General features: G+C 66.7%; 21 protein-coding genes. 10 read left to right on the top strand and 11 right to left on the bottom strand.

What is annotated here, in order from left to right:
• Positions 1-19: 19 nt before the first annotated feature.
• Positions 20-1,249, bottom strand: a complete 1,230-nt coding sequence (locus ACM14_RS20860; RefSeq protein ID WP_065347194.1) for a DUF11 domain-containing protein — start codon at positions 1,247-1,249, stop codon at positions 20-22.
• Between the two features lie 332 nt (positions 1,250-1,581).
• A complete protein-coding gene (locus ACM14_RS20855) occupies positions 1,582-2,067 on the bottom strand; it encodes a winged helix-turn-helix transcriptional regulator (RefSeq protein WP_013802900.1) in 486 nt (161 codons plus the stop codon).
• Between the two features lie 114 nt (positions 2,068-2,181).
• On the opposite strand from ACM14_RS20855, the gene ACM14_RS20850 reads away from it, so the two are divergent.
• Positions 2,182-3,480, top strand: coding sequence for a D-amino acid dehydrogenase (locus tag ACM14_RS20850; protein WP_065347193.1), 1,299 nt, complete (start codon positions 2,182-2,184; stop codon positions 3,478-3,480).
• 56 nt (positions 3,481-3,536) lie between these two features.
• On the opposite strand, the gene ACM14_RS20845 is transcribed toward ACM14_RS20850, so the two are convergent.
• The gene (locus ACM14_RS20845) at positions 3,537-4,433 is read right to left on the bottom strand and encodes a LysR family transcriptional regulator (RefSeq protein ID WP_065347192.1); all 897 of its coding nucleotides are present in this window, start codon (positions 4,431-4,433) and stop codon (positions 3,537-3,539) included.
• Between the two features lie 150 nt (positions 4,434-4,583).
• Between ACM14_RS20845 and ACM14_RS20840 the strand changes: the two genes are divergently transcribed.
• Both ACM14_RS20840 and ACM14_RS20835 read left to right on the top strand, forming a co-directional pair.
• Complete coding sequence (locus tag ACM14_RS20840; protein WP_063327938.1) at positions 4,584-5,906, top strand: arylsulfatase; 1,323 nt, start codon at positions 4,584-4,586, stop codon at positions 5,904-5,906.
• Positions 5,903-6,925 carry a tripartite tricarboxylate transporter substrate binding protein gene (locus ACM14_RS20835; RefSeq protein WP_065347191.1) on the top strand — a complete coding sequence of 341 codons (1,023 nt, stop codon included), beginning with the start codon at positions 5,903-5,905 and terminating at the stop codon, positions 6,923-6,925. The genes ACM14_RS20840 and ACM14_RS20835 overlap by 4 nt, the downstream gene beginning before the upstream one ends.
• 48 nt (positions 6,926-6,973) lie before the next feature.
• On the opposite strand, the gene ACM14_RS20830 is transcribed toward ACM14_RS20835, so the two are convergent.
• The 3 genes from ACM14_RS20830 to nikR all read right to left on the bottom strand — a co-directional run bounded on the left by ACM14_RS20830 (position 6,974) and on the right by nikR (position 10,329).
• The gene (locus ACM14_RS20830) at positions 6,974-7,690 is read right to left on the bottom strand and encodes a DUF4198 domain-containing protein (RefSeq protein ID WP_065347190.1); all 717 of its coding nucleotides are present in this window, start codon (positions 7,688-7,690) and stop codon (positions 6,974-6,976) included.
• A 10-nt stretch (positions 7,691-7,700) separates the two neighbouring features.
• Complete coding sequence (locus ACM14_RS20825; protein WP_254662108.1) at positions 7,701-9,725, bottom strand: TonB-dependent receptor; 2,025 nt, start codon at positions 9,723-9,725, stop codon at positions 7,701-7,703.
• Positions 9,726-9,852: 127 nt separating this feature from the next.
• Positions 9,853-10,329 carry a nickel-responsive transcriptional regulator NikR gene (nikR, locus tag ACM14_RS20820; RefSeq protein ID WP_065347188.1) on the bottom strand — a complete coding sequence of 159 codons (477 nt, stop codon included), beginning with the start codon at positions 10,327-10,329 and terminating at the stop codon, positions 9,853-9,855.
• Between the two features lie 246 nt (positions 10,330-10,575).
• Here nikR and ACM14_RS20815 point away from each other — a divergent pair, with 246 nt between their 5' ends.
• On the top strand, positions 10,576-10,935 hold the full coding sequence (locus ACM14_RS20815; RefSeq protein WP_043825588.1) for a hypothetical protein: 360 nt from the start codon (positions 10,576-10,578) through the stop codon (positions 10,933-10,935).
• Here ACM14_RS20815 and ACM14_RS20810 read toward each other — a convergent pair.
• The gene (locus tag ACM14_RS20810) at positions 10,928-12,481 is read right to left on the bottom strand and encodes an MFS transporter (protein WP_065347187.1); all 1,554 of its coding nucleotides are present in this window, start codon (positions 12,479-12,481) and stop codon (positions 10,928-10,930) included. The genes ACM14_RS20815 and ACM14_RS20810 overlap by 8 nt on opposite strands.
• A 139-nt stretch (positions 12,482-12,620) precedes the next feature.
• On the opposite strand from ACM14_RS20810, the gene ACM14_RS20805 reads away from it, so the two are divergent.
• The gene (locus ACM14_RS20805) at positions 12,621-13,508 is read left to right on the top strand and encodes a LysR family transcriptional regulator (protein ID WP_065347222.1); all 888 of its coding nucleotides are present in this window, start codon (positions 12,621-12,623) and stop codon (positions 13,506-13,508) included.
• Between the two features lie 19 nt (positions 13,509-13,527).
• Here the strand turns inward: ACM14_RS20805 and ACM14_RS20800 are convergent, their stop codons facing one another.
• Entirely contained in the window at positions 13,528-14,028 is a 501-nt protein-coding gene (locus tag ACM14_RS20800) for a DUF2938 domain-containing protein (protein ID WP_065347186.1), read from the bottom strand.
• Positions 14,029-14,142: 114 nt separating this feature from the next.
• On the opposite strand from ACM14_RS20800, the gene ACM14_RS20795 reads away from it, so the two are divergent.
• Positions 14,143-14,814, top strand: a complete 672-nt coding sequence (locus ACM14_RS20795; protein WP_065347185.1) for a metalloregulator ArsR/SmtB family transcription factor — start codon at positions 14,143-14,145, stop codon at positions 14,812-14,814.
• Here ACM14_RS20795 and ACM14_RS20790 read toward each other — a convergent pair.
• From ACM14_RS20790 to ACM14_RS20780, 3 genes are all read right to left on the bottom strand, one after another.
• The gene (locus tag ACM14_RS20790; RefSeq protein ID WP_065347184.1) at positions 14,811-15,389 is read right to left on the bottom strand and encodes a TetR/AcrR family transcriptional regulator; all 579 of its coding nucleotides are present in this window, start codon (positions 15,387-15,389) and stop codon (positions 14,811-14,813) included. The genes ACM14_RS20795 and ACM14_RS20790 overlap by 4 nt on opposite strands.
• Positions 15,382-15,981, bottom strand: coding sequence for a dihydrofolate reductase family protein (locus ACM14_RS20785; RefSeq protein WP_065347183.1), 600 nt, complete (start codon positions 15,979-15,981; stop codon positions 15,382-15,384). Before ACM14_RS20785 ends, ACM14_RS20790 begins: the two co-directional genes overlap by 8 nt.
• Before the next feature lie 74 nt (positions 15,982-16,055).
• On the bottom strand, positions 16,056-16,907 hold the full coding sequence (locus tag ACM14_RS20780; protein WP_065347182.1) for an EamA family transporter: 852 nt from the start codon (positions 16,905-16,907) through the stop codon (positions 16,056-16,058).
• A 109-nt stretch (positions 16,908-17,016) separates the two neighbouring features.
• Between ACM14_RS20780 and ACM14_RS20775 the strand changes: the two genes are divergently transcribed.
• The 4 genes from ACM14_RS20775 (at position 17,017) to ACM14_RS20765 (ending at position 20,503) form a co-directional block, all read left to right on the top strand.
• Positions 17,017-17,559: a MarR family winged helix-turn-helix transcriptional regulator gene (locus ACM14_RS20775; protein WP_065347181.1), complete on the top strand. Its 543-nt coding sequence runs from the start codon at positions 17,017-17,019 to the stop codon at positions 17,557-17,559.
• Positions 17,560-17,655: 96 nt separating this feature from the next.
• A complete protein-coding gene (locus tag ACM14_RS31755) occupies positions 17,656-17,895 on the top strand; it encodes a hypothetical protein (RefSeq protein ID WP_139093478.1) in 240 nt (79 codons plus the stop codon).
• 353 nt (positions 17,896-18,248) lie between these two features.
• Positions 18,249-18,740, top strand: a complete 492-nt coding sequence (locus ACM14_RS20770; protein ID WP_065347180.1) for a response regulator transcription factor — start codon at positions 18,249-18,251, stop codon at positions 18,738-18,740.
• Positions 18,741-19,189: 449 nt separating this feature from the next.
• Positions 19,190-20,503, top strand: coding sequence for a hypothetical protein (locus ACM14_RS20765; protein WP_065347179.1), 1,314 nt, complete (start codon positions 19,190-19,192; stop codon positions 20,501-20,503).
• The last annotated feature ends 36 nt before the right edge of the window (positions 20,504-20,539 follow it).

Genomic DNA, 20,539 nt, shown 5'->3' with positions numbered 1-20,539 from the left:
CAGCGCCCCTGTGGCCGCGTCAGCGGCCCGCGCCGACCCGCTGGCGCCGCCCCAGCCCCATCCATCCGATGGCTGCAGCCAGCAGGCTCAGGACCGCAAGGGCTGTGTGCTGCAGCGTCGGCACGGGGGTCACCTGGCCACCGCCGGGGAAAGCTGCCACCGTATTGATGGACGCGGAAGCCATGCACGGCACCGTTCCCACGACCTGCCCTGCTTGCATGCACTGCACCGACGGGTCCCCGGCATTCACGGTGGCCACATTGGTAATGGTTGCGGGCGCCGGGTTGGACACGCTGGCCATCACGGTGAAAACCAGCGAGTCTCCTGCCGCGAACACGGGCACCGTGACTGCCAGCGATCCGGAGCCTGACGCCACGGGACATGGCGTGCTGGCGCCGGGCGTACAGATCCAGGTGGCGCGCTCCAGGCCGGCAGGCAGGCTGTCGGCAATCTGCGCCTGGGTGGCGGGCACGGTCCCCGTATTCCTGACGGTGATGGTGTAGCGCACCTCCTGCCCCGCCTGCACCTGGCCTGCGGGCGAGATGCTGTGGGTCAACGACAGGGCAGGATGCACGGCCTCCCTGTGCCAGGACATGACGTTCTGGTTTTGCACGGGCGCCCCGGTCCACGCAACGGACACGCCGTTGCCGGGTATCTCGTAGGTCCCCAAACAAGTGTCGCTTTCCCCCGAATAACTGACCTGCTGGGATGTTTCCGAGAACAAGGAAGCGCACATCGCGTTGTTCATGGCACCCACCTGTTCCGTGGCCATTTCAAACCGGCTCAGCATATCCACATCATTGGGAGATCCACCCGGGCCAATTTGATTGATGGAGCGGTGCGGATTGTTTCCCGTCAGCCAGCGTTGAAGGTGGATTCTGTTTCTCACGATATTGGACCCACTGTCCGTGGAAACCCTGAATATGAATGCGCGCACATCCGGATCGGAACTGCTGTAGGTGTTCAATCCGTCCGAGAAACTATAGGAAGTCACCAGCGCCCTTATTTCGCTCTCGTCCAGACTGGGCTGCAAGGGTGCGGCCGTTTCAAACCAGCCGGCCAGGCGGGCGGTCCTCGGAAAATCCTGGCATGAGCCGTGAGACCCCAGGGGACAAGCCGTGCGATCCTGGAAATCCGAGTAGGAGGTTCTCATCTCTCCGTAGTAACGCGTCACTTGCGCGCTGGCGGGGGGGCAGGCCGAGAGTGCTGCGCCGGCCATCAAGGCAGCCATGAGGGCGTGATTTTTCATAGAACTCCCAGTAATAGATAGATTTGCGCTATCAAGGTATCACTGGTATTGAAATTTAAAAATCACCAATCCCCTACAGCCACCATCCAATGACAAATATTTGCAATCCCGCCATTGGAATGGAACTCCAAGTTGTCGTCCTGCCTACTTTTCAACGGAGAACGCCGATGAATGCGGAACTGCATAACAACCCATCTGCCGCCCAATATCTTTTTTGATTGGAATGCACAATACCCAATTTGAATCGAATCTATTGTGACAAACGTTTCAAATAGTAAATGACAGTGATGAATGGCGGTAGATCCGAACCTGGAACGCCGAGGACGGCGCCCTCACCGGTCCACAGGCAACGCCAGCGTCTCCTTGACCTCTTCCATCACCACATAGCTGTGCGACTCGGCCGGCACGGGCAGTTTCTTGAGGATGTCGCCCAGCAGGCGGCGGTACTCGCGCATGCCGCCCAGGCGGGCTTTGACCAGATAGTCGAAGCTGCCTGAGACCAGGAAGCACTCCAGCACGTCGGGCACGTGCAGCAGTTCCTGGCGCACCTTGTCGAAGACCTCGCCCGACTTGGACGACAGCTTGATCTCCACGAACACCAGCAGCGTCTTGCCCAGCGCCTCGGGCGACAGATGGGCGTGGTAGCCGGTGATCACGCCATCACGCTCCAGGCGACGCACGCGCTCCGAGCAGGGCGTGGCCGAGAGGCTGACCTGCTCGGCGAGATCGGTCATGGAGATGCGGCCGTCCCGCTGCAGGATGTCGAGGATCTTGCGATCGGTGCGGTCGAGCACGCGGTTTTCACTTTTGGCGGCCATGGCGGCGATTCCCGGGGCTTATCAATCACTGGAGAGTAGCAATATTTCAGTGGTTTCCACTGCCTCATCGTCAATAGACTTTGATTTCATCTTGTTGACCTGGCGGTGAATCGTATGAAAGTCCTTGTTCTTGGCGGCGGTGTCATCGGCGTGACCAGTGCGTACTACCTGGCGCGGGCCGGTGCCGAGGTCACGGTGCTGGACCGGCAGGATGCGCCCGCGTCCGAAACCAGCTTTGCCAACGCAGGCCAGGTCTCGCCCGGCTACTCCACGCCCTGGGCGGCGCCCGGCATTCCGCTCAAGGCCCTGAAGTGGATACTGCAGGAACACGCGCCGCTGGCCGTGCGCCTGGACGGCAGCCTGTTCCAGCTGCGCTGGATGGCGCAGATGCTGCGCAACTGCTCTGCCCAGCGCTATGCCGTCAACAAGGAACGCATGATGCGCGTGGCCGAGTACAGCCGCAGCTGCCTGCAGCAGTTGCGCGCCGACACCGGCATCGCCTACGAGCAGCGCACGGGCGGCACCTTGCAACTGTTCCGCACCCAGGCCCAGCTGGACGCCGTGGAGCGCGACGTGGCCGTGCTGCGCGAATGCGCCGTGCCCTTCGAGCTGCTGGACCGCGACCAGCTGGCCCAGGTGGAGCCCGCCCTGGCCCAGGCGCGCGACCGGCTGACGGGCGGCCTGCGCCTGCCCAAGGACGAGACCGGCGACTGCCACCGCTTCACCAACGAGCTGGCCCGCATCGCCAGCGGGCTGGGCGTGGAGTTGCGCTTCAACCAGAACGTGGATGGCCTGGTGGTCGAAGGCGGCCGCATTGCCGGCGTGCGCGTGAATGGCGAGCTGCTGACCGCCGACCGCTACGTGATGGCCTTCGGCAGCTACTCGCGCCAGGCGCTGGAGCCGCTGGGGCTGGACCTGCCCGTCTACCCCGTCAAGGGCTATTCGCTCACCGTGCCGCTGGGCAACCCGGCGCTGGCGCCGCAGTCCACGGTGCTGGACGAGACCTACAAGATTGCCGTCACCCGCTTTGACGACCGCATCCGCGTGGGCGGCATGGCCGAGCTGGGCGGGTTCGACCTGCGCCTGGACCCGCGCCGCCGCGCCACGCTGGAACTGGTGGTCAACGACCTGTTCCCGGGCGGCGATGTGGCGCGCGCCAGCTTCTGGACCGGGCTGCGGCCCATGACGCCGGACGGCACGCCCATCATCGGCGCCACGCGCTACTCCAACCTGTTCCTGAACACCGGCCACGGCACGCTGGGCTGGACCATGGCCTGCGGCTCGGGCCGGCTGATCGCCGACCTGATCACCGGCCGCAGCCCGGAAATCAGCACGGACGGCCTGGCCCTGGACCGCTACACGCACCGGCCGGCCCGGCACCTGGGGGGCAGTTCCACCCCCGTCTCCGCCTGAGCGCAAGACATCTTGAACACTTGAGGCGGCCTGCCCCGGCCCTGCTGAACGGGCCGCTACCCCAGCGTCAGGTCCCGCAGCGCGGACATCAGCGGCGACCAATGGGCCTTGGGGTGGCTGATGAGGAGCCAGCTGCGGCGCGTGCGCAGCTCGGGGATGGGCAGGGACTGCAGGCGCTCGGGATTGCTGCGCAGCACATGGCTGGGCACGTAGCACAGCAGGTCGGTCTGGCCCACGATGTCGATGGTGGCCTCGGTGTTGTGCTGGATCTCCAGGGCCACGGTGGGCGCGCCCAGGCCCTGGGCCGCGAAGGCCTCGTCCACCACCTTGCGCACGGCGGCGCCCGGTGCCGGCAAGGCCCAGGAGTAGCCCTGCAAATTCCCGAACCTCAGGCCCTGCTCCAGCGCCAGCTGGAACAGCGGGTGGCGCGGCCGTGCGGCGGCCCATAGCTCGTCCTCGCCGATGACCACCTGGGCGCAGCGCGTGGCATGGCCCGGGTAGGACGGCACCACGGCCAGGTCCAGGCTGCCGTCGAGCAGCGCGCGCTCCAGGTCGTCGGACTTGCCCACGGTCAGCCGCACGCGCAGGCCGGGGCGACGGCGCAGCAGCTCGGCCACGGCCCGGGTGGCGCGGCTTTCCGAGGTGGCCTGCGTGAAGCCCAGGCGGATCAGGCCCACATGCTGGGCCTGGATGTCGCTGGCGGCGCGCATTGTCTCCTCATGCCGCAAGACCAGTTGACGCGCGGGCTCCATGAACAGCTGGCCGCTGCTGGTCAGCGCCACGCCATGCGTTCCGCGCGTGAACAGGGCTGCTCCCACGCCCTGCTCCACGCGGCGCACGATCTTGGAGACGGCCGGCTGGGTCAGTTGCAGGGCAGCGGCCGCACGCCCGAAATGGCCATGCTCGGCCACGGCCAGAAAGCAGGCCAGCTCGTTATAGGCAAATCCCGTCATGCCATTCCTTGTCAACGAAGAAAAACGAGAAAGCTTGCTACCTTGCCGAGCAAAGCCATTCCAGATATGCATTGATTTTCGCTGGTTTGGTTATCACCAAGACAGGGCTTGTGGCTAGAGTTTTGGCATGGAAACTATTTGAGCCACATCATGAACCCACCAAACATCGTGCTCATCGTCGCGGACAACCTGGGCTGGGGCGAGCTGGGCTGCTACGGCGGCGGTGCGCTGCGCGGCGCGCCCACTCCGCGCATCGACCAGCTGGCCTGCGAGGGACTGCTGCTGCAGAACTTCAACGTGGAAAGCGACTGCGTGCCCACGCGCTCGGCCCTGATGACGGGGCGCCATCCCATCCGCACGGGTGCCCTGCAATCGGTGCCGGCCGGGCTGCCACAGGGCCTGACGCGCGGCGAGACCACGCTGGCCCAACTGCTGTCCGCCCAGGGATATGCCACGGCGCATTTCGGCAAATGGCATCTGGGGGACATTCCGGGCCGTTATCCCTCGGACCGGGGTTTCGACGAGTGGTACGGCATTCCCCGCACCACGGACGAAAGCCAGTTCACCGCGACCACGGGCTACGATCCCCTGGTGGCGCCCCTGCCCCACATCATGGAAGGCCGCGCGGGCGCGCCCTCGGACGATGTCAAGGTCTATGACCTGGAATCGCGGCGCAACATCGATGCCGAGCTGGTGGAGCGCTCGCTGGACTTCATGCGCCGCAACCACGCCCGGGACCGCCGCTTCTTCCTGTACCTGCCCCTGGTGCACCTGCACTTTCCCACGCTGCCGCATGCGGATTTCGCGGGCCGCACCGGCCAGGGCGACTTTGCCGACTCCATGGTGGAGATGGACCACCGCGTGGGCCAGATCTCGGACGAGATCGACCGGCTCGGCCTGCGCGAGGACACCCTGTTCATCTTCTGCAGCGACAACGGCCCCGAGTTCCGCCAGCCCTACCGCGGCACGGCCGGCCCCTGGCGCGGCACCTACCACACGGCCATGGAGGGCAGCCTGCGCGTGCCCTTCATCGCACGCTGGCCGGGCCGCATCCAGGCCGGGCGCACCAGCAATGAAATCATGCACGTGACCGACATCTTCTCCACCCTGGCGGCGGTGGCGGGCGCTGCCGTGCCGCAGGACCGGCCCATCGACGGCCTGGACCAGACGGCATTCCTGCTGGGCGAGCCCCGGTCCGCGCGCGAGGGCTTTCTCTTCTACATCAAGGACCAGCTGCGGGCCGCGAAGTGGCGCGACTGGAAGCTGCATTTCTACTGGGAGCCCGAGGTCAACGAGAGCAAGGGCAAGCTGGAGTCCCCCTACCTGTTCAACATCGTGCGCGATCCCAAGGAGGAGCATGACGTGCTGATTTTCAACACCTGGGTGCTCAACCCCATGCTGACCATGGTCCAGCGCTTCAACGAAAGCTGCAAGGCACACCCCAACACCGCGCCCGGCGCCCCCGACCAATGACCTGCGCACCCCTACCCGCCCCGCAGGCCAGCGGCCGCCTGCCGACCACCCGCCGCCATGCACTGCGCCCCCTGGCCGCCGCAGCCCTGCTGGCCCTTGCACTGCCCACGGCCCGCGCGGCCGATTCCCCGGCGCACGCCCCGCAGGGCAAGCCCATCACCTGGATCGTGGGCTTTGCGCCCGGCGGCAGCCTGGACGTGCTGACCCGCCATGTGGCCCGGCAACTGGAGGCCAGGGCCGGTGTCAGCGTGGTGGTGGAGAACCGGCCGGGCGCCTCGGGCGCGATCAGCCTGCAGGCGGCGGCCAAGGCGCCTGCCGATGGCCTGACCCTGGTCTCCGTTCCCGGTCCGCAGCTGTCCGGCCCACGCCAGCCCGAGGTGGGCCGCGAGCTGACCGCCGTGGCCGTGATGGCCCGGGGCGCCATGGTGCTGGTGGGCCCTGCCCCGGGTGCGGCCGGCAGCCTGGGCGAACTGGTAGCCGCCATGAAAGCCAAACCGGGCCAATGGAGCTACGCCAGTTCGGGCACGGGCACCTCCCAGCATCTGGCGGGCGAACTGCTCAACGCCCTGGCGGCCACCAGCATGGTGCATGTGCCGTACAAGGGCGGCGGCCAGGCCGTGACCGATGTGGTGGGCGGGCAGATCCCCCTGGCCATGCTGGGCGTGACGCCCGTGCTGCCGCACATCCAGTCGGGCCGGCTGAAGGCCTATGCCGTGACCAGCGCCACGCGCATAGACAGCCTGCCTGATGTACCGACCATGCGCGAGGCCGGCGTGCCCGGCTACGAGGCCACCCAGTGGTATGCCGTGGCCGTGCCCTCCGGCACGCCCCCCGAGCGGCTGGCCCAGCTCAACCAGTGGATCAACCAGGCCATACAGTCGCCCGAGCTGCGCCCCACGCTGCAGGCCGCCGGGGCCGTGGCCACGCCCATGTCCCTGCCCGAGATCCAGCGCTTCATGTCCCAGGACAACGCCAAGTGGAAGAAGCTGGCCGCAGACCGGCGCCTGGCGCTGGACTGACCCCACAGCGCCGGGCCACGCCAGGCCGGGCCGGGCCGCCAGCCCCGTTCAATGCGCCGAGAACCCCAGCAGGTACTCGTAGCTGAGGCTGGTGGTGCGCGCGTCGCCTGCCACGGGCAGGCGCACGATGGCGAGCAGCTGGTTCATGCCGGCACGCGGTGTGACGGTCACCAGGCCGTCGGCATCGGTTGCCAGTGGCGGGCCGCTTTCTCCCAGCGACACGCGCACGCCGGCCCGGGGCTGGCCGTTCAGCAGCACCTGGAATTGCTGGGGCTCGCCCGCGTGGGGCGAGCGGCGGGTCCTGGCGATGATCTCCAGGGTCTGGCCCAGCTTCTCGCGGGTGACCGGGCCCCATTCGAGGATGGTCTTGTGGAACTTGAGCGCATGCACGCCGCTGGTGGCGCCGGGGTTCTCGGTCATGGGCTTTTCGACCATCGGCCCCTCGCCCACGCGGCTGAAAAATCCGTTGTCGAAATGCGCGGCCAGCAGCGCGGCCTTGCGGGCCGGCGTGGCGCGGGCACCGCCGGGCACGGGCTGCACGGCCACGTCGATGCGGCGGCCGCGCGCGTCATAGGCCTCAACGCTCTTGAGCTTGCCGGCCGCAAAGTTCTCCAGCTTGCCCTCATGGCCGCCGAACTGCACGGTGTAGGCGCCGTCGGCATCGGGCTCCAGCCAGACGTTGTGGGCCTGGACCAGCGGCGCGCAGGCCAGCAGGACCACGAATGCGGCGGTTGCAACGGATGCGAAACAGGGGTTGGATTTCATTTTTTCCTCCTCAAAACTGTGTCTGCACGCCGACCTTGAGCGTGCGTGGCGCGCCGGGCGCGAACAGCGGCACGCCGCGGATGACCGAGGCCGACGTGGCATAGGCCTTGTCCCCCAGGTTGGAGACCACGGCGTAGATGCGGCTGCGCGCCGAAGGCAGGCGCCAGCTCAGGCCCAGGTCCCAGGTGGCGTAGCCGCCGTAGAACACGCTGTTGTCGGCAGTGACCGCATAGCGGCCCACGCGGCGCCAGGTGAGCGTGCCCTCCCACTGCGCCAGCGGGCGCCAGGCCAGGCCCACGGTGGCGGTCTGCCGGGGCACGCCGGCCACCTCATTGCCGACCAGGGCCGGGTTGCCGTTTTCGGTCACGCGCGAATGGGCGCTGCCCCAGGCCAGTTGCAGGTCCAGGTTCCTGCGCACCGCCCACAGCGCGCTGGCCTCCACGCCGGTGCGGCGCGTGGCGCCGAAGTTCTCGTACACGCCAGGCGCCACGTTGCGGATCTCGCCCGAGGACTGCAGCCGATAGGCCGCCACATCCAGCACCAGGCCCGGGATGGGCTTGATCTGCGCGCCCACTTCGGTCTGCCGAAAGATGTTGGGATCAAGCCGCGCGGCGCCCAGCGCGTACTTGGCGAAATCGCTGGCCAGCGCAAAGCCCTCGGACCAGCTGGCGCGCAGCAGCACGCCCGGCGCCACCTGCGAGCGCAGGCCCAGCTTGGGGCTGGCATGCGAGGTGCGCGCCAGCGGGCCGCAGGGGTCGCTGCCCGTCTCGGGGCCGTTGGGACGGCAGCCGCCCGTGAAGCGGTCCCAGCGCAGGCCGGCGGACAGCTGCAGCAGGCGGTGAACGGGCGCATCCACCTCGGCAAAGGCCGAGAGGGTGTTGAGCCTGGAATTGCGGTCGTCAATGGCTGCGCCCGTGCGCTCGCGCCATTGCAGGCCGTCGTAGAACTGGTAGTCGGTGGACTCGCGCACGGCCTCCAGCCCGGCCACCCAGTTGATCGGGGTCAGCGCCGTGACATGGCGGCCATTGAGGCTGGTGCCGGCGCCGTAGGCGGCGCGGTCATAGCTTTCCTCGCGCTGGCGCCACTGCAGCGCATCAATGGGCCGGCTGAACCAGCGCGTGAAGCTCTGCTGCGTGGTGTAGGCATAGCCCAGCCAGGTCAGCCGGGGCGAGAGCGCGTACTGCACATCGGCGCGCAGCGTGGCGAAGTTCTTGCGCGTGCCATCGTTCATGGCGCGCGGATCGATGCCATGCGGATCGCGTGCGAACTGCCCCGCCGTCAGGTACGAAGGCGAGTCGCCCTCGCCGTGGTGCAGCCGTGCCGACAGCGCCACTTCCAGCTGCGGCGTGAGCCGCTTGCTCCAGCGCAGCGCCGCCGTGCTGCGCTGGAACTGCGACTGCGCGCGAAATCCATCGGTGCGGTAGTGCTGGGCCGCCAGGTTCAGGAATTCGCCCTCCCCCGGCTTCAGCCCCAGCGCCGCCTGAGCGTCCAGCGTGCCGTGCGAGGCCAGGCTCACGTCGGCCTCGCGGTAGGGGGTGTAGTCGCCCTGCTTGCGCGTCTCTATCGCCATCAGCCCCGCGCGGTTGAAGTTGCCGTACAGCGCGGACACGGGACCCTTGTAGATGCTGATGCGCTCCATCTCCAGCGGCACGATCACGCCCAAGTCTACATAGCCGTCGGCATGCGACATGGCCTCGTTCAGTGGAATGCCGTCCAGCACCACGCCCACGTCGCCGCCGTGCCCGCCCCCGCCGAAGCCGCGCATGACGATGGCATCGCCCACACCGGACAGCTGGTAGTTCTGCACATTCATGCCCGGCACCTGGCGCAGCAGCTCCTGCGGATGGCTGGCGTGGGCGTTGGCGATGTCCTCGGCCTCGATCACCGTGGTGGTGTAGGCGGCCGAGGCGCCGCGCGCGGTCTGGCCCTTGACCTCGACGGGCTGCAGGCTGGGCGAGGCATCCGTCGCCTGCTGTGCACCAGCCTGGGGAATGGCGGCCAGGCCCAGCAGGCCGGCCGCCGCAATCTGGTGCAAGGCGCAGGGCCGAGAAGGAAATTTCAGAGGATGTGTCATGCGGGTCCAGGAGTTGTATGAAGAAAAAAGCAAACTTCATACCGACCTGCGTGACAAAGGCTGGGCAAGGCGCCCGCCCTGGCTTCAATCAGTCGCCGTGGGCGTGTGAATGGGGATGTGAATGCGGATCAGGTTGCGCGTGCTCATGCCCGCCAGACTCCCCCCGGCGCGCCATCACCAGGTTGAGCTGGCCATGGTGCACGCCGCGCTCGGCCGTGATGGTGTCGGCAAATCGCCGCACGGCGCTGGCCGGTCCCCGCAGCATCACCGTCTCTATGCACTGCTCATGGTCCAGGTGCACGTGGGTGGTGGCCATGTGCAGTTCGTGGTGGTCATGCTGCAGGCTGGCCAGGCGCTCGGACAGGTCGCGCTCGTGGTGGTTGTAGACATAGGACAGGTTGGCCACGCACAGGCCGTCGGCGTCCTCGCGCTCGCGCACCTGGGCCAGGTGGGCGCGCAGCACGTCGCGGATGGCCTCGGAGCGGTTGTCGTAGCCGCGCGCGGCGATCCATGCGTCGAAATCACGGGCCAGGTCGTCGTCGATGGAGATGGTGAAGCGTTCCATGGGCAGCAGAAGTGGGGAAACAGGTGGCGGGAACAAAAAAGGTCGGCATCACGCAGGATGTGCCCGGCCATTGTCCGGCCATCCAGGCCGGTGCCCTGCATGCAACACTCGCGCCAATCACTGTCGGCGCAGGCTGGCAATAGCGACAAACCACCACGGTCATGCTTTGTTCACATTCGCGCAATATCCGGTTACCCTGATCGAGGTTGCGCAGTGCGCACCGTCGATCGCTGAAAGGGGCGCGGCATGCAGTATTCATTCGATCAGCTTCTGGACATGCTGCTGTCCCTGCTGGAGGCTGCGCCCGCCTGTTCCTCGCGCGAACAGTCCTTCGAGCAGCTGCGCACGCTGTGGCTTCAGACCCACAGCTATTTCGCGGCCCCCGAGACCGAGCTGCGCCGCATCAGTACACGCCGGCTGGAAGACTTTCACGGCTGGAAGGACCTGGACAAAGACCCCTGCTACCTGGACCACGATCCCGGCAACGGCAGCGCCCTGCGCATCTACCTGCACCGCGATGGCGGCATGGTGATACAGCGCCTGCAGGGCGATGGCCGGCAGATCCTGTTCTCGCGCCTGGGCGTGCAGTTGCAGCCTGCTAGCTGAGCCTGCGCCCGGCCTGCGGGGCCAGTTGCTCCGGGGAAGACACGGCCCGGCCATTGCGCTCCAGCAGCCACAGCACGGCCAGCGCCGTGACCACCGCCAGCCCCGCCAGCAGCAGCAACAGATCGTGGAAGGCCGCGCCGTACACCTGCGCAAGCAAGCCGTACTGCCCCGGCAGCGCCTGGGCGGCACGCGCCAGATCGGCCTGGGCCAGTTGCCCGGCCATCTCGCGCCGCAGGCCCGCATCGGGCGACAGCCCGCCAAGCCGCCCCTCCACCAGCACCGACAGCACGGCGCCCGCCACGGCCAGGGCCACGCCGTCCGCCGAGATGCGCACGGTGTTGAAGATGCCCGTGGCCATGCCCACGCGGTCTGGCGCCACGGTGCTCACGGCCAGCCCGTCCATCAGGCCCCAGGGCAGGCCAATGCCGGTGCCTATCAGCAGCAAGGGCAGCGCCAACGCCGGACCGGCGCCCTGCCCGAAGGCAGCCGCCAGCCACCACAGACCCGCCGCGGCCAGCAGCAGACCGGCCGCCGACAGCCGGCCCGGGCTGATCCAGCGCGACAACAGGCCCACCAGCAGGGCCGCCAGCAGCGGCACCACCAGCAAGGGCGCCGCCAGCCAGCCCATCATGCGGCCCGCCGCCAGCGGGCTCAGCCCCTCCACGCCAATGAAGCGCCCGGGCAGCATGACCACCAGAGAGATGAACAGAAACGCCGGTGACGCCGCCAGCAACTGCACACCCAGAAAGCGCGGCTGCGAGAACAGCGACAGATCCAGCAACGGACGGGCCACGCGCCGCTGCACCGCCACGAAGACCACGAACAGCACGGCGGACAGCGCCAGCGGCCCCAGCACCTCGGCATGGAGCCAGCCGCGCTCGGGCACCATCAGCACGCCGTAGGTGAAGCCGCCCAGGGCCAGGGTGAACAGGGCTGCGCCCAGCCAGTCGGGCCGGTCGGCAGACACGGCTTCATCGCGCCGCGCGCTGGCCATCACCATGGGCAGGCCCAGCAGCGCCACCAGCCCCGTCCCATGGAACACCCAGCGCCAGCCCAGGCTGTCCACCATTAGGCCCGACACCCAGGGGCCGAAGGCCAGGCCCAGGCCAAAGGTCGTGCCCAGCAGGCTGAAGGCCCGCATGCGCGCCGCGCCCTCGAACAGCGGCGCCAGCGAAGACATGGCCGCCGCAAAGGCCACCGCCCCGCCCAGCCCCTGCAGCAGGCGCAGCCCATCGGCCCAGCGCAGATCGGTTGCCAGGCCCACGCCAAAGCTCAGCAGGCCGAACCAGGCCAGCCCCAGCAGCCACAGGCGGCGCCGGCCATGGATGTCGGTCAGGCTGCCGGCCACCATCATGGCGCTGCCGTAGCTCAGGATGTAGGCATTCATGATCCAGCCCAGCTGGGAGGGCGTGCCGCCCAGCTCGGCATGGATGGAAGGCAGGGCCACGGCCGGGCCCGTGAAGCTCAGGGGAATCAGCAGCCCCGTCAGGCAGACGGCCAGCAGTTGCAGCCATTTGAGGGGGCTGCCGCGAGAGAGGGAAGACATGGTTTGTGCGCCATTTCAAGAAACGACCGCCAGCGTAGGCCCGTCTTCATCTGAGACAATCCATCTTCATTTCCGAACACTTGAGACACTCGAGTCTCAAATCATCTTCTTCACACACCTCTTCACACAGCGCATGGAAATAGACAGCCTGGGCAGCATCGGCCTCTTTGTGCGCGTGGCCGAGCGGCTGGGCTTCTCTGCCGTGGCGCGCGAGCTGGGGCTGTCGCCCTCGGCCGTGGGCAAGGCCGTGGCGCGGCTGGAGGAGCGCCTGGGCGTGCGCCTGTTCAACCGCAGCACGCGCACGCTGGCACTGACGGCCGAGGGCGAACGCTTTCTGGAGCGCTGCCGGCGCATCCTCTGCGAGGTCGAGGCCGCCCAGCAGGAACTGCGCCATGCGGGCGAGCGGCCCCAGGGCCGGCTCAAGGTCAGCCTGCCACGCCACTGCGGTTTGTTCGAGCAGGCGCTCTCGGACTTCCTGCTGGAGTACCCCGAGGTCGAACTGGACCTGAACTTCTCGGACCATCTGGTCGATGTGATCGGCGACGGCTTTGACGTGGCCATACGCGCCGCGCCGCTGCAGGACTCGGGCCTCAAGCACCGGCGGCTGGGCGGCTTCCGGCGCGTGCTGGTGGGCTCGCCCGCCTATTTCCAGCGCCATGGCAGGCCGGCGCAACCTGCCGACCTGGCCCGCCACCAATGCCTGCACTACCGCTATCCGGCCACCGGCCGGCTGGAGCGCTGGCCCTTGGGAAACGACGACGACACCGCCCCGCCCGCGCTGCCCTCCAGCGTGGTCTGCAACAGCGTGGAGATGCGCATCTTCCTGGCGCTGCGCGGCCAGGGCATTGCCTGCCTGCCGGATTTCACCGTGGCCCGCCAGCTGGAGCAGGGCCTGCTGCAGACCGTGCTCGACCCGTTCACCGCCAACGCCCAGGGCACGGTCTGGATGGTCTGGCCCACGGGCCGCGACCTCTCGCCCAAGGTCAGGGCCTTTCTCGAATTCATGGCGCACAGGCTGTTTGCCTGAACCGGGTCAGCGCATCCGCTCAGCCCCGCAGTTGCGAGACGGCCCAGGCCGCGATGAACAGGCCCAGGCCGAACACCGTGTGCGCCATCAGGCTGCGCAGCCGCGCCACGGCGGGTTTGGGTGTCTTGCGGGCAAACAGCCCCGCCCCCATGCACGGCTGCAGCGCCAGAAAGGGTGCGGCCACGGTGAACACGCCCCAGGCCAGGGCCGGCCACAGCGTGGGCGCCCGGGCCCAGCCCTCGCCCGCCAGGGCCAGCAGGGCCGCCGCAAAGGCGATGCCGATCGCATAGTGCGCCACCCAGCCCAGGGCCTTCTCACCCGCCACCGGCGCGGACCGGCCGATGCCGGCATGCACCAGCCGGCCGCGCGGCAGATGGCCCAGCCAGCGGCCCACCATGGCGTAGTTCAGCGAAGGCACGCCCCACAGACGCTGCAGCAGCAGCGCCCACACATCCATCACCAAGGTCGCGCCTGCGCCCGTCAGCACGGCGCGCAGCAGGAATTCCGGCACATCCAGCATGTCTCTTCACTCTCTTGCAGGTTTGCAGCGGCCTCCTTGGATGCCACCGCATGCACAATGAACAATACATTCAATTAATTGATTGAATGTTTGCGTGATGCTAGGCTATCCCCCATGAATCCGTCAAGCAGCCCTGTACCGATCGAGGCCTTCCCCGACCTGGCCGACCTGGCGCGCACCCTGGGCCATGCCCACCGCCTCACCTTGCTGAGCCATGCGGCCGAAGGCGAGCAGCCCGTGGAGCGCCTGGCCGAGCTGTGCGGGCTGTCCGTGGCCAACACCTCCCAGCACCTGCAGCACCTCAAGCGCGCGGGCATGGTGCTCACACGGCGCGAGGGCAAGCATGTGCTTTACCGGCTGGGCGACGGACCCATCACCGGCATCGTCGATGCGCTGCACGACTATCTGCAATTCCGCCACGCCGAGATCCGCGCCGTGGTCTCCGACAGCCTGCGCCAGCGTGACCGCCTGCAAGCCGTTGCGCTGGACGAGCTGCTGCAGCGCATGCAGATGGACGACACCATCGTGCTGGACGTGCGTCCGCCAGCGGAATTCGCCCAGGGCCACCTGCCCGGGGCCGTCAATATTCCCCTGGAAGCGCTGGAAGGCGAGCTGGACGCGCTGCCGCCCGACAAGGACATCGTGGCCTATTGCGGGGGCCAGTACTGCGTGCTCTCGGCCAATGCCGTCACGGCGCTGCGCGCCAGCGGCCGGGAGGCGCGGCGCTTCGAGGCAGGCTTCACCGGCTGGCAGCAGGCCGGCCTGCGCGTGGAGGCCGGCGCCTAGCGCAGCAGCCGCGCCAGCCCCTGCTCGAACCGGCCATGCAAGGACTGCGCGCCCTCGCCCGACAGGGCCAACGCCAGCGCATGGCCATGCGTGTAGTCGATCAGCAAGTCCAGCAGCACGGCGGCAGCGCCCTCGTTTTCGCCGGGCTCGCACTGCTGCACCTCGCCGCGCAGCCGCTGCGTGAAGGCGGCCAGCGAATCGGTGAACAGGGCCGGGTCGCCCAGAATGCACACCGTCAGCGCCGGATGGCGGCGCACACGCTCCATGTAGCCCACCAGCAGCGCCTGCACACGCTGCACGGGTGCAAGCCCGGGCGAAGGTTCGGCCAGCGGCTGGCCATGCACGCGCTCCACCAGGCTGCGCATCAATTCCTGCTGGTCACCCACATGGTGGATCACCGACATGGGCGTAATGCCCAGCTGCCGCGCCAGCGGCCGCAGGCCAAAGCCCTGCGCGCCCACGGCCTCCAGCAAGGCCAGCCCGGCATCCAGCACCTGATCGCGGCTGAGCGAGCGCCCGGCCGAGGGGCGCCCGCGCCGTGCAGCCTGTGCAGTCGATACAGCCGGCTCACTCATCGCCGCCACCGTTGCGCACCATGACCCGGCCGCCCGCCTCCACCCGGTAGCGCGTGCTCACCATGCCACTGGGATAGGCCTGGGAAGCCAGGCACGTCAACCGCAGATCGCAGCCAATATCGCCAAACAGCGGCCGCCCCGCGCCGATCAGCACGGGCACGCGGGTGATGGTCATCTCGCCCACCTCACCCGCCGCCAGAAACGCGCGGATCACGGTGCCGCCGTCGATATAGGCGCTGCTCCAGCCCTCGGCCCGCAGCTCGGCCACCAGTTGGGCAGGCTGGGCGGACGTGATGCGCAACTTGCCGCGCAGGTAGGCAGGCACATCGCCCGCACCCAGCGTGCGGCTCATCACCACCACGGGTTTTTCAAAGGGCCAGCCGTCGAAGCCCAGCACGCTTTCATAGGTGGAGCGGCCCATGACGATGCCGTCCACCGTCCTCATGAAGGCCGCGTAGCCGTAGTCCTCGCCGCCATCGCCCCCGGCCGGCAGCCAGTCCAGCGAACCATCGGGCCGGGCAATGAAACCATCCACCGAAGTGGCGATGAAGACCTTGCCGAATGCATTGCTGAGGGCTTTTGCGGGTGCCATGGCGATCTCTCCATCCAATTAAACATACACCGTATGATAAATAATCCGCAGCCCCTTGCCAACCGTTCCCATGCTCAGGCGCCGCGCGAAGCAGACCACTGCACCGCCAGCACGCTGGCCAGCACCACCAGCAGGCCCAGGAAAGACATGCCCGTCACGGACTGCGACAGCAGCGCCCAGCCCAGGACCACGGCGGTGAGCGGGCTCAACAGGCCCAATGACGACACGGCCACCGAAGGCAGGCGCCCGATGCCGCGAAACCACAGCACATAGGCCAGCAGCGCGCCGGCAAGACACAGGTAGGCATAGGCGCCCAGCTGGGTGGGCGACAGCGCGGGCAGCGGCGCATCCACCCACCAGGCCAGCGGCAGCAGCATCAGCCCGCCAAACAGCAGTTGCCAGCCCGTCAGCGCCAGCACCGGCAAGTCCACGCGCCAGCGCCGCGTAAGCCAGGTGCCGGCCGCCATGCACACCGCACCCGCCAATGCCGCCGCCATGCCCACGGGTTCGAACACCGTCTGCGGCGACAGCAGCAACACCGCCATGCCCGCAATGCCCGCCACGGCGGCCCACAACGTCAGCCGCGCGGGGACCCGCCCGTCCACGCCCCATGCCAGCGCCATCACCAGCAGCGGCTGCACGGCGCCCAGCACGGCCGCCAGCCCGCCCGGCAGCCGGTAGGCCGCCACGAACAGCAGCGCCTGGAACACGCCGATGTTCAGCGCGCCCAGCACCAGCAGCCGCCACCAGCCCGAGCCCACGGGCAGCCGCCGCGTGAACAGCACCAGCAGCAACCCGGCCGGCAGCACGCGGATCAGCGCAGCCGTGAACGGACGGTCTGGCGGCAGCAGTTCGGAAGTGACGATGTAGGTGGAGCCCCAGATGGCGGGCGCCAGCGCGGTCAGCAGGATGTCGCGCCAGGACATGGCGGGGCTGGCCGAGGGTGAGGCGGAAGAGGATGGCGAGGAGGACATGGCATTTATCTTCAATTCAAGACAAATCCATTATGCACGACTTATCTTAAAATCAAGACAAATGCCGAAACCCACCCTCCCCCGCCTGCCCGACCGGGTAGACACCATCCTCGAACAATGGGCGCGCGAACGCCCCGACCTGGACGCCAGCCCCATGGGCCCCATAGGCCGCATCAAGCGCTGCGCCGCCCTGCTGGAGCAACGGCTGGAAGAGTGCTTTGCCCGCTTCGGCATGACCATGTGGGAGTTCGACGTGCTGGCCACGCTGCGCCGCTCGGGCGCGCCCTTCTGCCTCACGCCCACGGCCCTGTTTTCCACGCTCATGGTCACCTCGGGCACCATGACCCACCGCATGAAAAGCCTGGAGACGCGCGGCCTGGTGCAGCGCCTGCCCAACCCGCAGGACGCGCGCAGCATGCTGGTGCAGCTCACGGACCAGGGGCTGGAGCTGATAGACCGCGCTGTGGAAGCGCATCTGGACAACGAGCGCGCCATGCTGGCGCCCATGCCCGTTGCCGAACTGGCCGCGCTGGACCAGCGGCTGTCCCTGCTGCTGCGCGTGCTGGAGGGCGGGCCTGACGAGGGCGCCCGCCCTGCCACCTGAACTGGCGTCTATCCAGGTCGTTGGGACTGGCGACGGCGTGGTGCTCACGCCCTTCGTCATGACCCGGGAACGCTTTTGGCAAAAGATGTGCTTCCCTTGAAGCACATCCCAGGCACCCAGCCGCTTCTCGATACGCCATGGCAGGAATTGCTTACCCGCATGTCTCAAGACCTGCGCAACAGCCCGCATCCTGGACTCGGCTGGGCAATGCCAGAAAATCCTGATCACGCAAGCGCGATCCACAGAAGACCATTGGCTTTCCCACAATCTGCTGCAAAAACCTTGGCGTCGAATTTTGTAGCCAGATGTAATGATTTCGCCAGAGATTTCCACTAAGATGTCCATTCCAACGGTGAAATGGCGATAACAGATTCTCAAACGACTTTGATACTCCCTCAACGCACCACACCATCTTGATAATGGTTTACTAATCTCCCGCCTTGGATACAAAAAGCTGCCACAGGCTGAATGCGCGCGATTTTCAATCGTCCAATGTTCAGGCTTTTTCCGGCTGATCCTTTACCGCACAATTTTCACACGAATGGCATGACGTCAGTTTACTCAGGCGGTAAACAGGCGGTTTAGCCAGTTATTCAATCTTTCAAACGGCACTGTGCAAAGCAGTCTCGCCGAGGCTTCGGCGTGGGATAGCCCTATGGCATCGGCACATAAAAAATGGGAGACATACCATGGATAGATCGGAAATAGCTTTGGCAAATAGCGAATGCCATCTCGATGCTGCGCATCCAACAGCAGATGAAGTCATCGCGTCTGCGCTCACCGCGCGCGAAATCGATGTACTCGAAGCGATGGCCAAAGGCCTCGGCTGCAGGGACATTGCGCACACGCTGGGCATCAGCGAACACACGGTACGCAAGCACCGCAGCAATATGTGCACGCGGTTGGGCCTGCGCAATGCCGTAGAACTCGTCACGCATGCCAGGCGGCAAGGCTGGTTGAGGGCTGCCCGCTCACCGCTCCCTCTGTCTCCCCGCGAGCAGGAGGTGATGGTGCACGTGCTGGCGGGCCAGACCAGCAAGGAGATCGCACGTTCGCTTTACCTCAGCGACTTGACCGTGCGCAAGCATCGCGAAAACATTCTGCGCAAACTGGGCCTGACAAGCACCGCCCAGTTGCAGACATTCGCGCCAACGGCAAATCGCAATGGCGGCAGCATCTGATATCCAGGCCAGCGCGCATCGCCTGTCCGTGCTCACCGAATACGACATTGGAAGTATTCCATCCTCCTGATGCAATTGGGCATGATGAGTCCAACGAATACTTATGACGGCTTCAGCAGGCGCCAGTGCATTCCAGGTTTGCGCGGTTGATATGGAATATCCGCGCGAGCCTTGAAAGGCTGCAAAGGCTCATATCCCTTCACCTCTTCGCCTCTACGGTCAGCGTCCGTCGAGGCATCTTCCCGGCGCCCACGTGTCGGATTCCTGCACGCAACTCAAAGGAGTATCCCGCCATGAACCACTCTTCGCGGTCACCACCTGAGATTTCTCCCGGGCACCCCGTGCCTTAGGCCCAATACCGGGCAATCATTCTCATTGGCAAAGAAAAGCGTTCATGACTTCAAACCTCATGTCGCTCCCTATTCATTCAATTTCAGGAATTGCACGCCATGTCAGATCAAGCCATGTTCAGCCAGTTGTACAACGCCCTTGTCGATAATCTCGGCACCCCGAATTTCCAGTTGCTTGGCACCCCCAAGGACTTCAGCTGGGGCACGGCTCCGACCGGGCAATGGGACGCGGCGGCCTATCAGGTCGTCAGCGGCATGCCGCAGTGGTCCGCGATCGGTCAGTACGGCAGCCTCGATGCAACGCTCTTCGACGCCGTTCGCCAGATCTTCGGTCACGTGACATTCAAGGTCAGCCCCGAGCAGCAGGCCGATCAGACAGCGCTGGCCAACCTGTGCGTCCAGAAAAGCAATGCGATCGTCAAGGCCAACAGCGACATGAACCAGGTCTACCTGAGTTCAAAGCAGAACGGCGGCTTGATATTCGCAGCCCGCTACCCTGACATCAACGCGTGGATCAGCAACGCGCCAGAGGCTACTGCCTACGTTGCCGCCATCCAGGCGGCCACCAACGCCTACAACCAGGCGGTCAAGATGAAGATGGAGCTGGAGCGGGCCAGCATGCCCAGCGATCTGCAGCGCGCCATCGACATGATGCAGACGCCGTCGGGCGACCCCGCCACGAACAACGCACCGGCAGGCTGGACCAAGGTGCCGGATGGCGCGGGCATCCTGCGCTGGCAGCCGGACTTCCACATCGACACGAACGGCGCGGACTGGCGTGCATCGCTCAGCAACGGCAGCGCAGGCGCGTTCTCGATCGCGATGAAATCTTCGCAATCGAGCAGCGACTTCAAGTCCTCGTTTGCCAAGGGCTCGACCAGCGTTGGCAACTTCTTCTGGAGCGTCAACGCATCGGGCGGCTGGAGCAAGTCCGACCTGTTCAACCAAGACTCGAGCTCGGCCGTGAAGATCAGCTGCGAGTCCTCCACGCGCGTGAAGGTGAATCCGGGCGACTGGTACCCGGGCGGCTTCATGAGCGAACTGGCCAAGGCACAGCAGGGGCCGAACGGCCAGGGCTACACCATCGTCGCCCCGTGGGTGGCCAACGGCGGCCCGGGATCGAGCTCCCTGTTCGGCCCGAACGGCATCGTCGCGGCAAGGGTGTCCGAGCTGCTGGTCGTCTACAAGCCTTCGTTCGAGATCACGATGAGCGCCAACACCTATCAGCAGAACAAGCAGGCCTTCGAGGCCAGCGCGGGTGTGCGCATCGGACCCTTCACCTTCGGTGGCACGGGCGGTCACCAGTCCGAGTACACCAAGAGCACCGCACAGGCCAATACCTTCAAGGGCAGCAGCACCTCGGTGAACCCGCAAATCATCGGCGTGATCGTCGACTTCCCGGGCATCCATTGACCTGAAGAACAGCGGGTGGGCGGGACTGGCGGGTCC

Source organism: Delftia sp. JD2, assembly GCF_001682645.1.
Taxonomy (GTDB): Bacteria; Pseudomonadota; Gammaproteobacteria; order Burkholderiales; family Burkholderiaceae_C; genus Comamonas; species Comamonas acidovorans.
The sequence above is the reverse complement of the archived record's forward strand: the minus strand, read 5'-3'. Positions and strand labels throughout refer to the sequence as shown.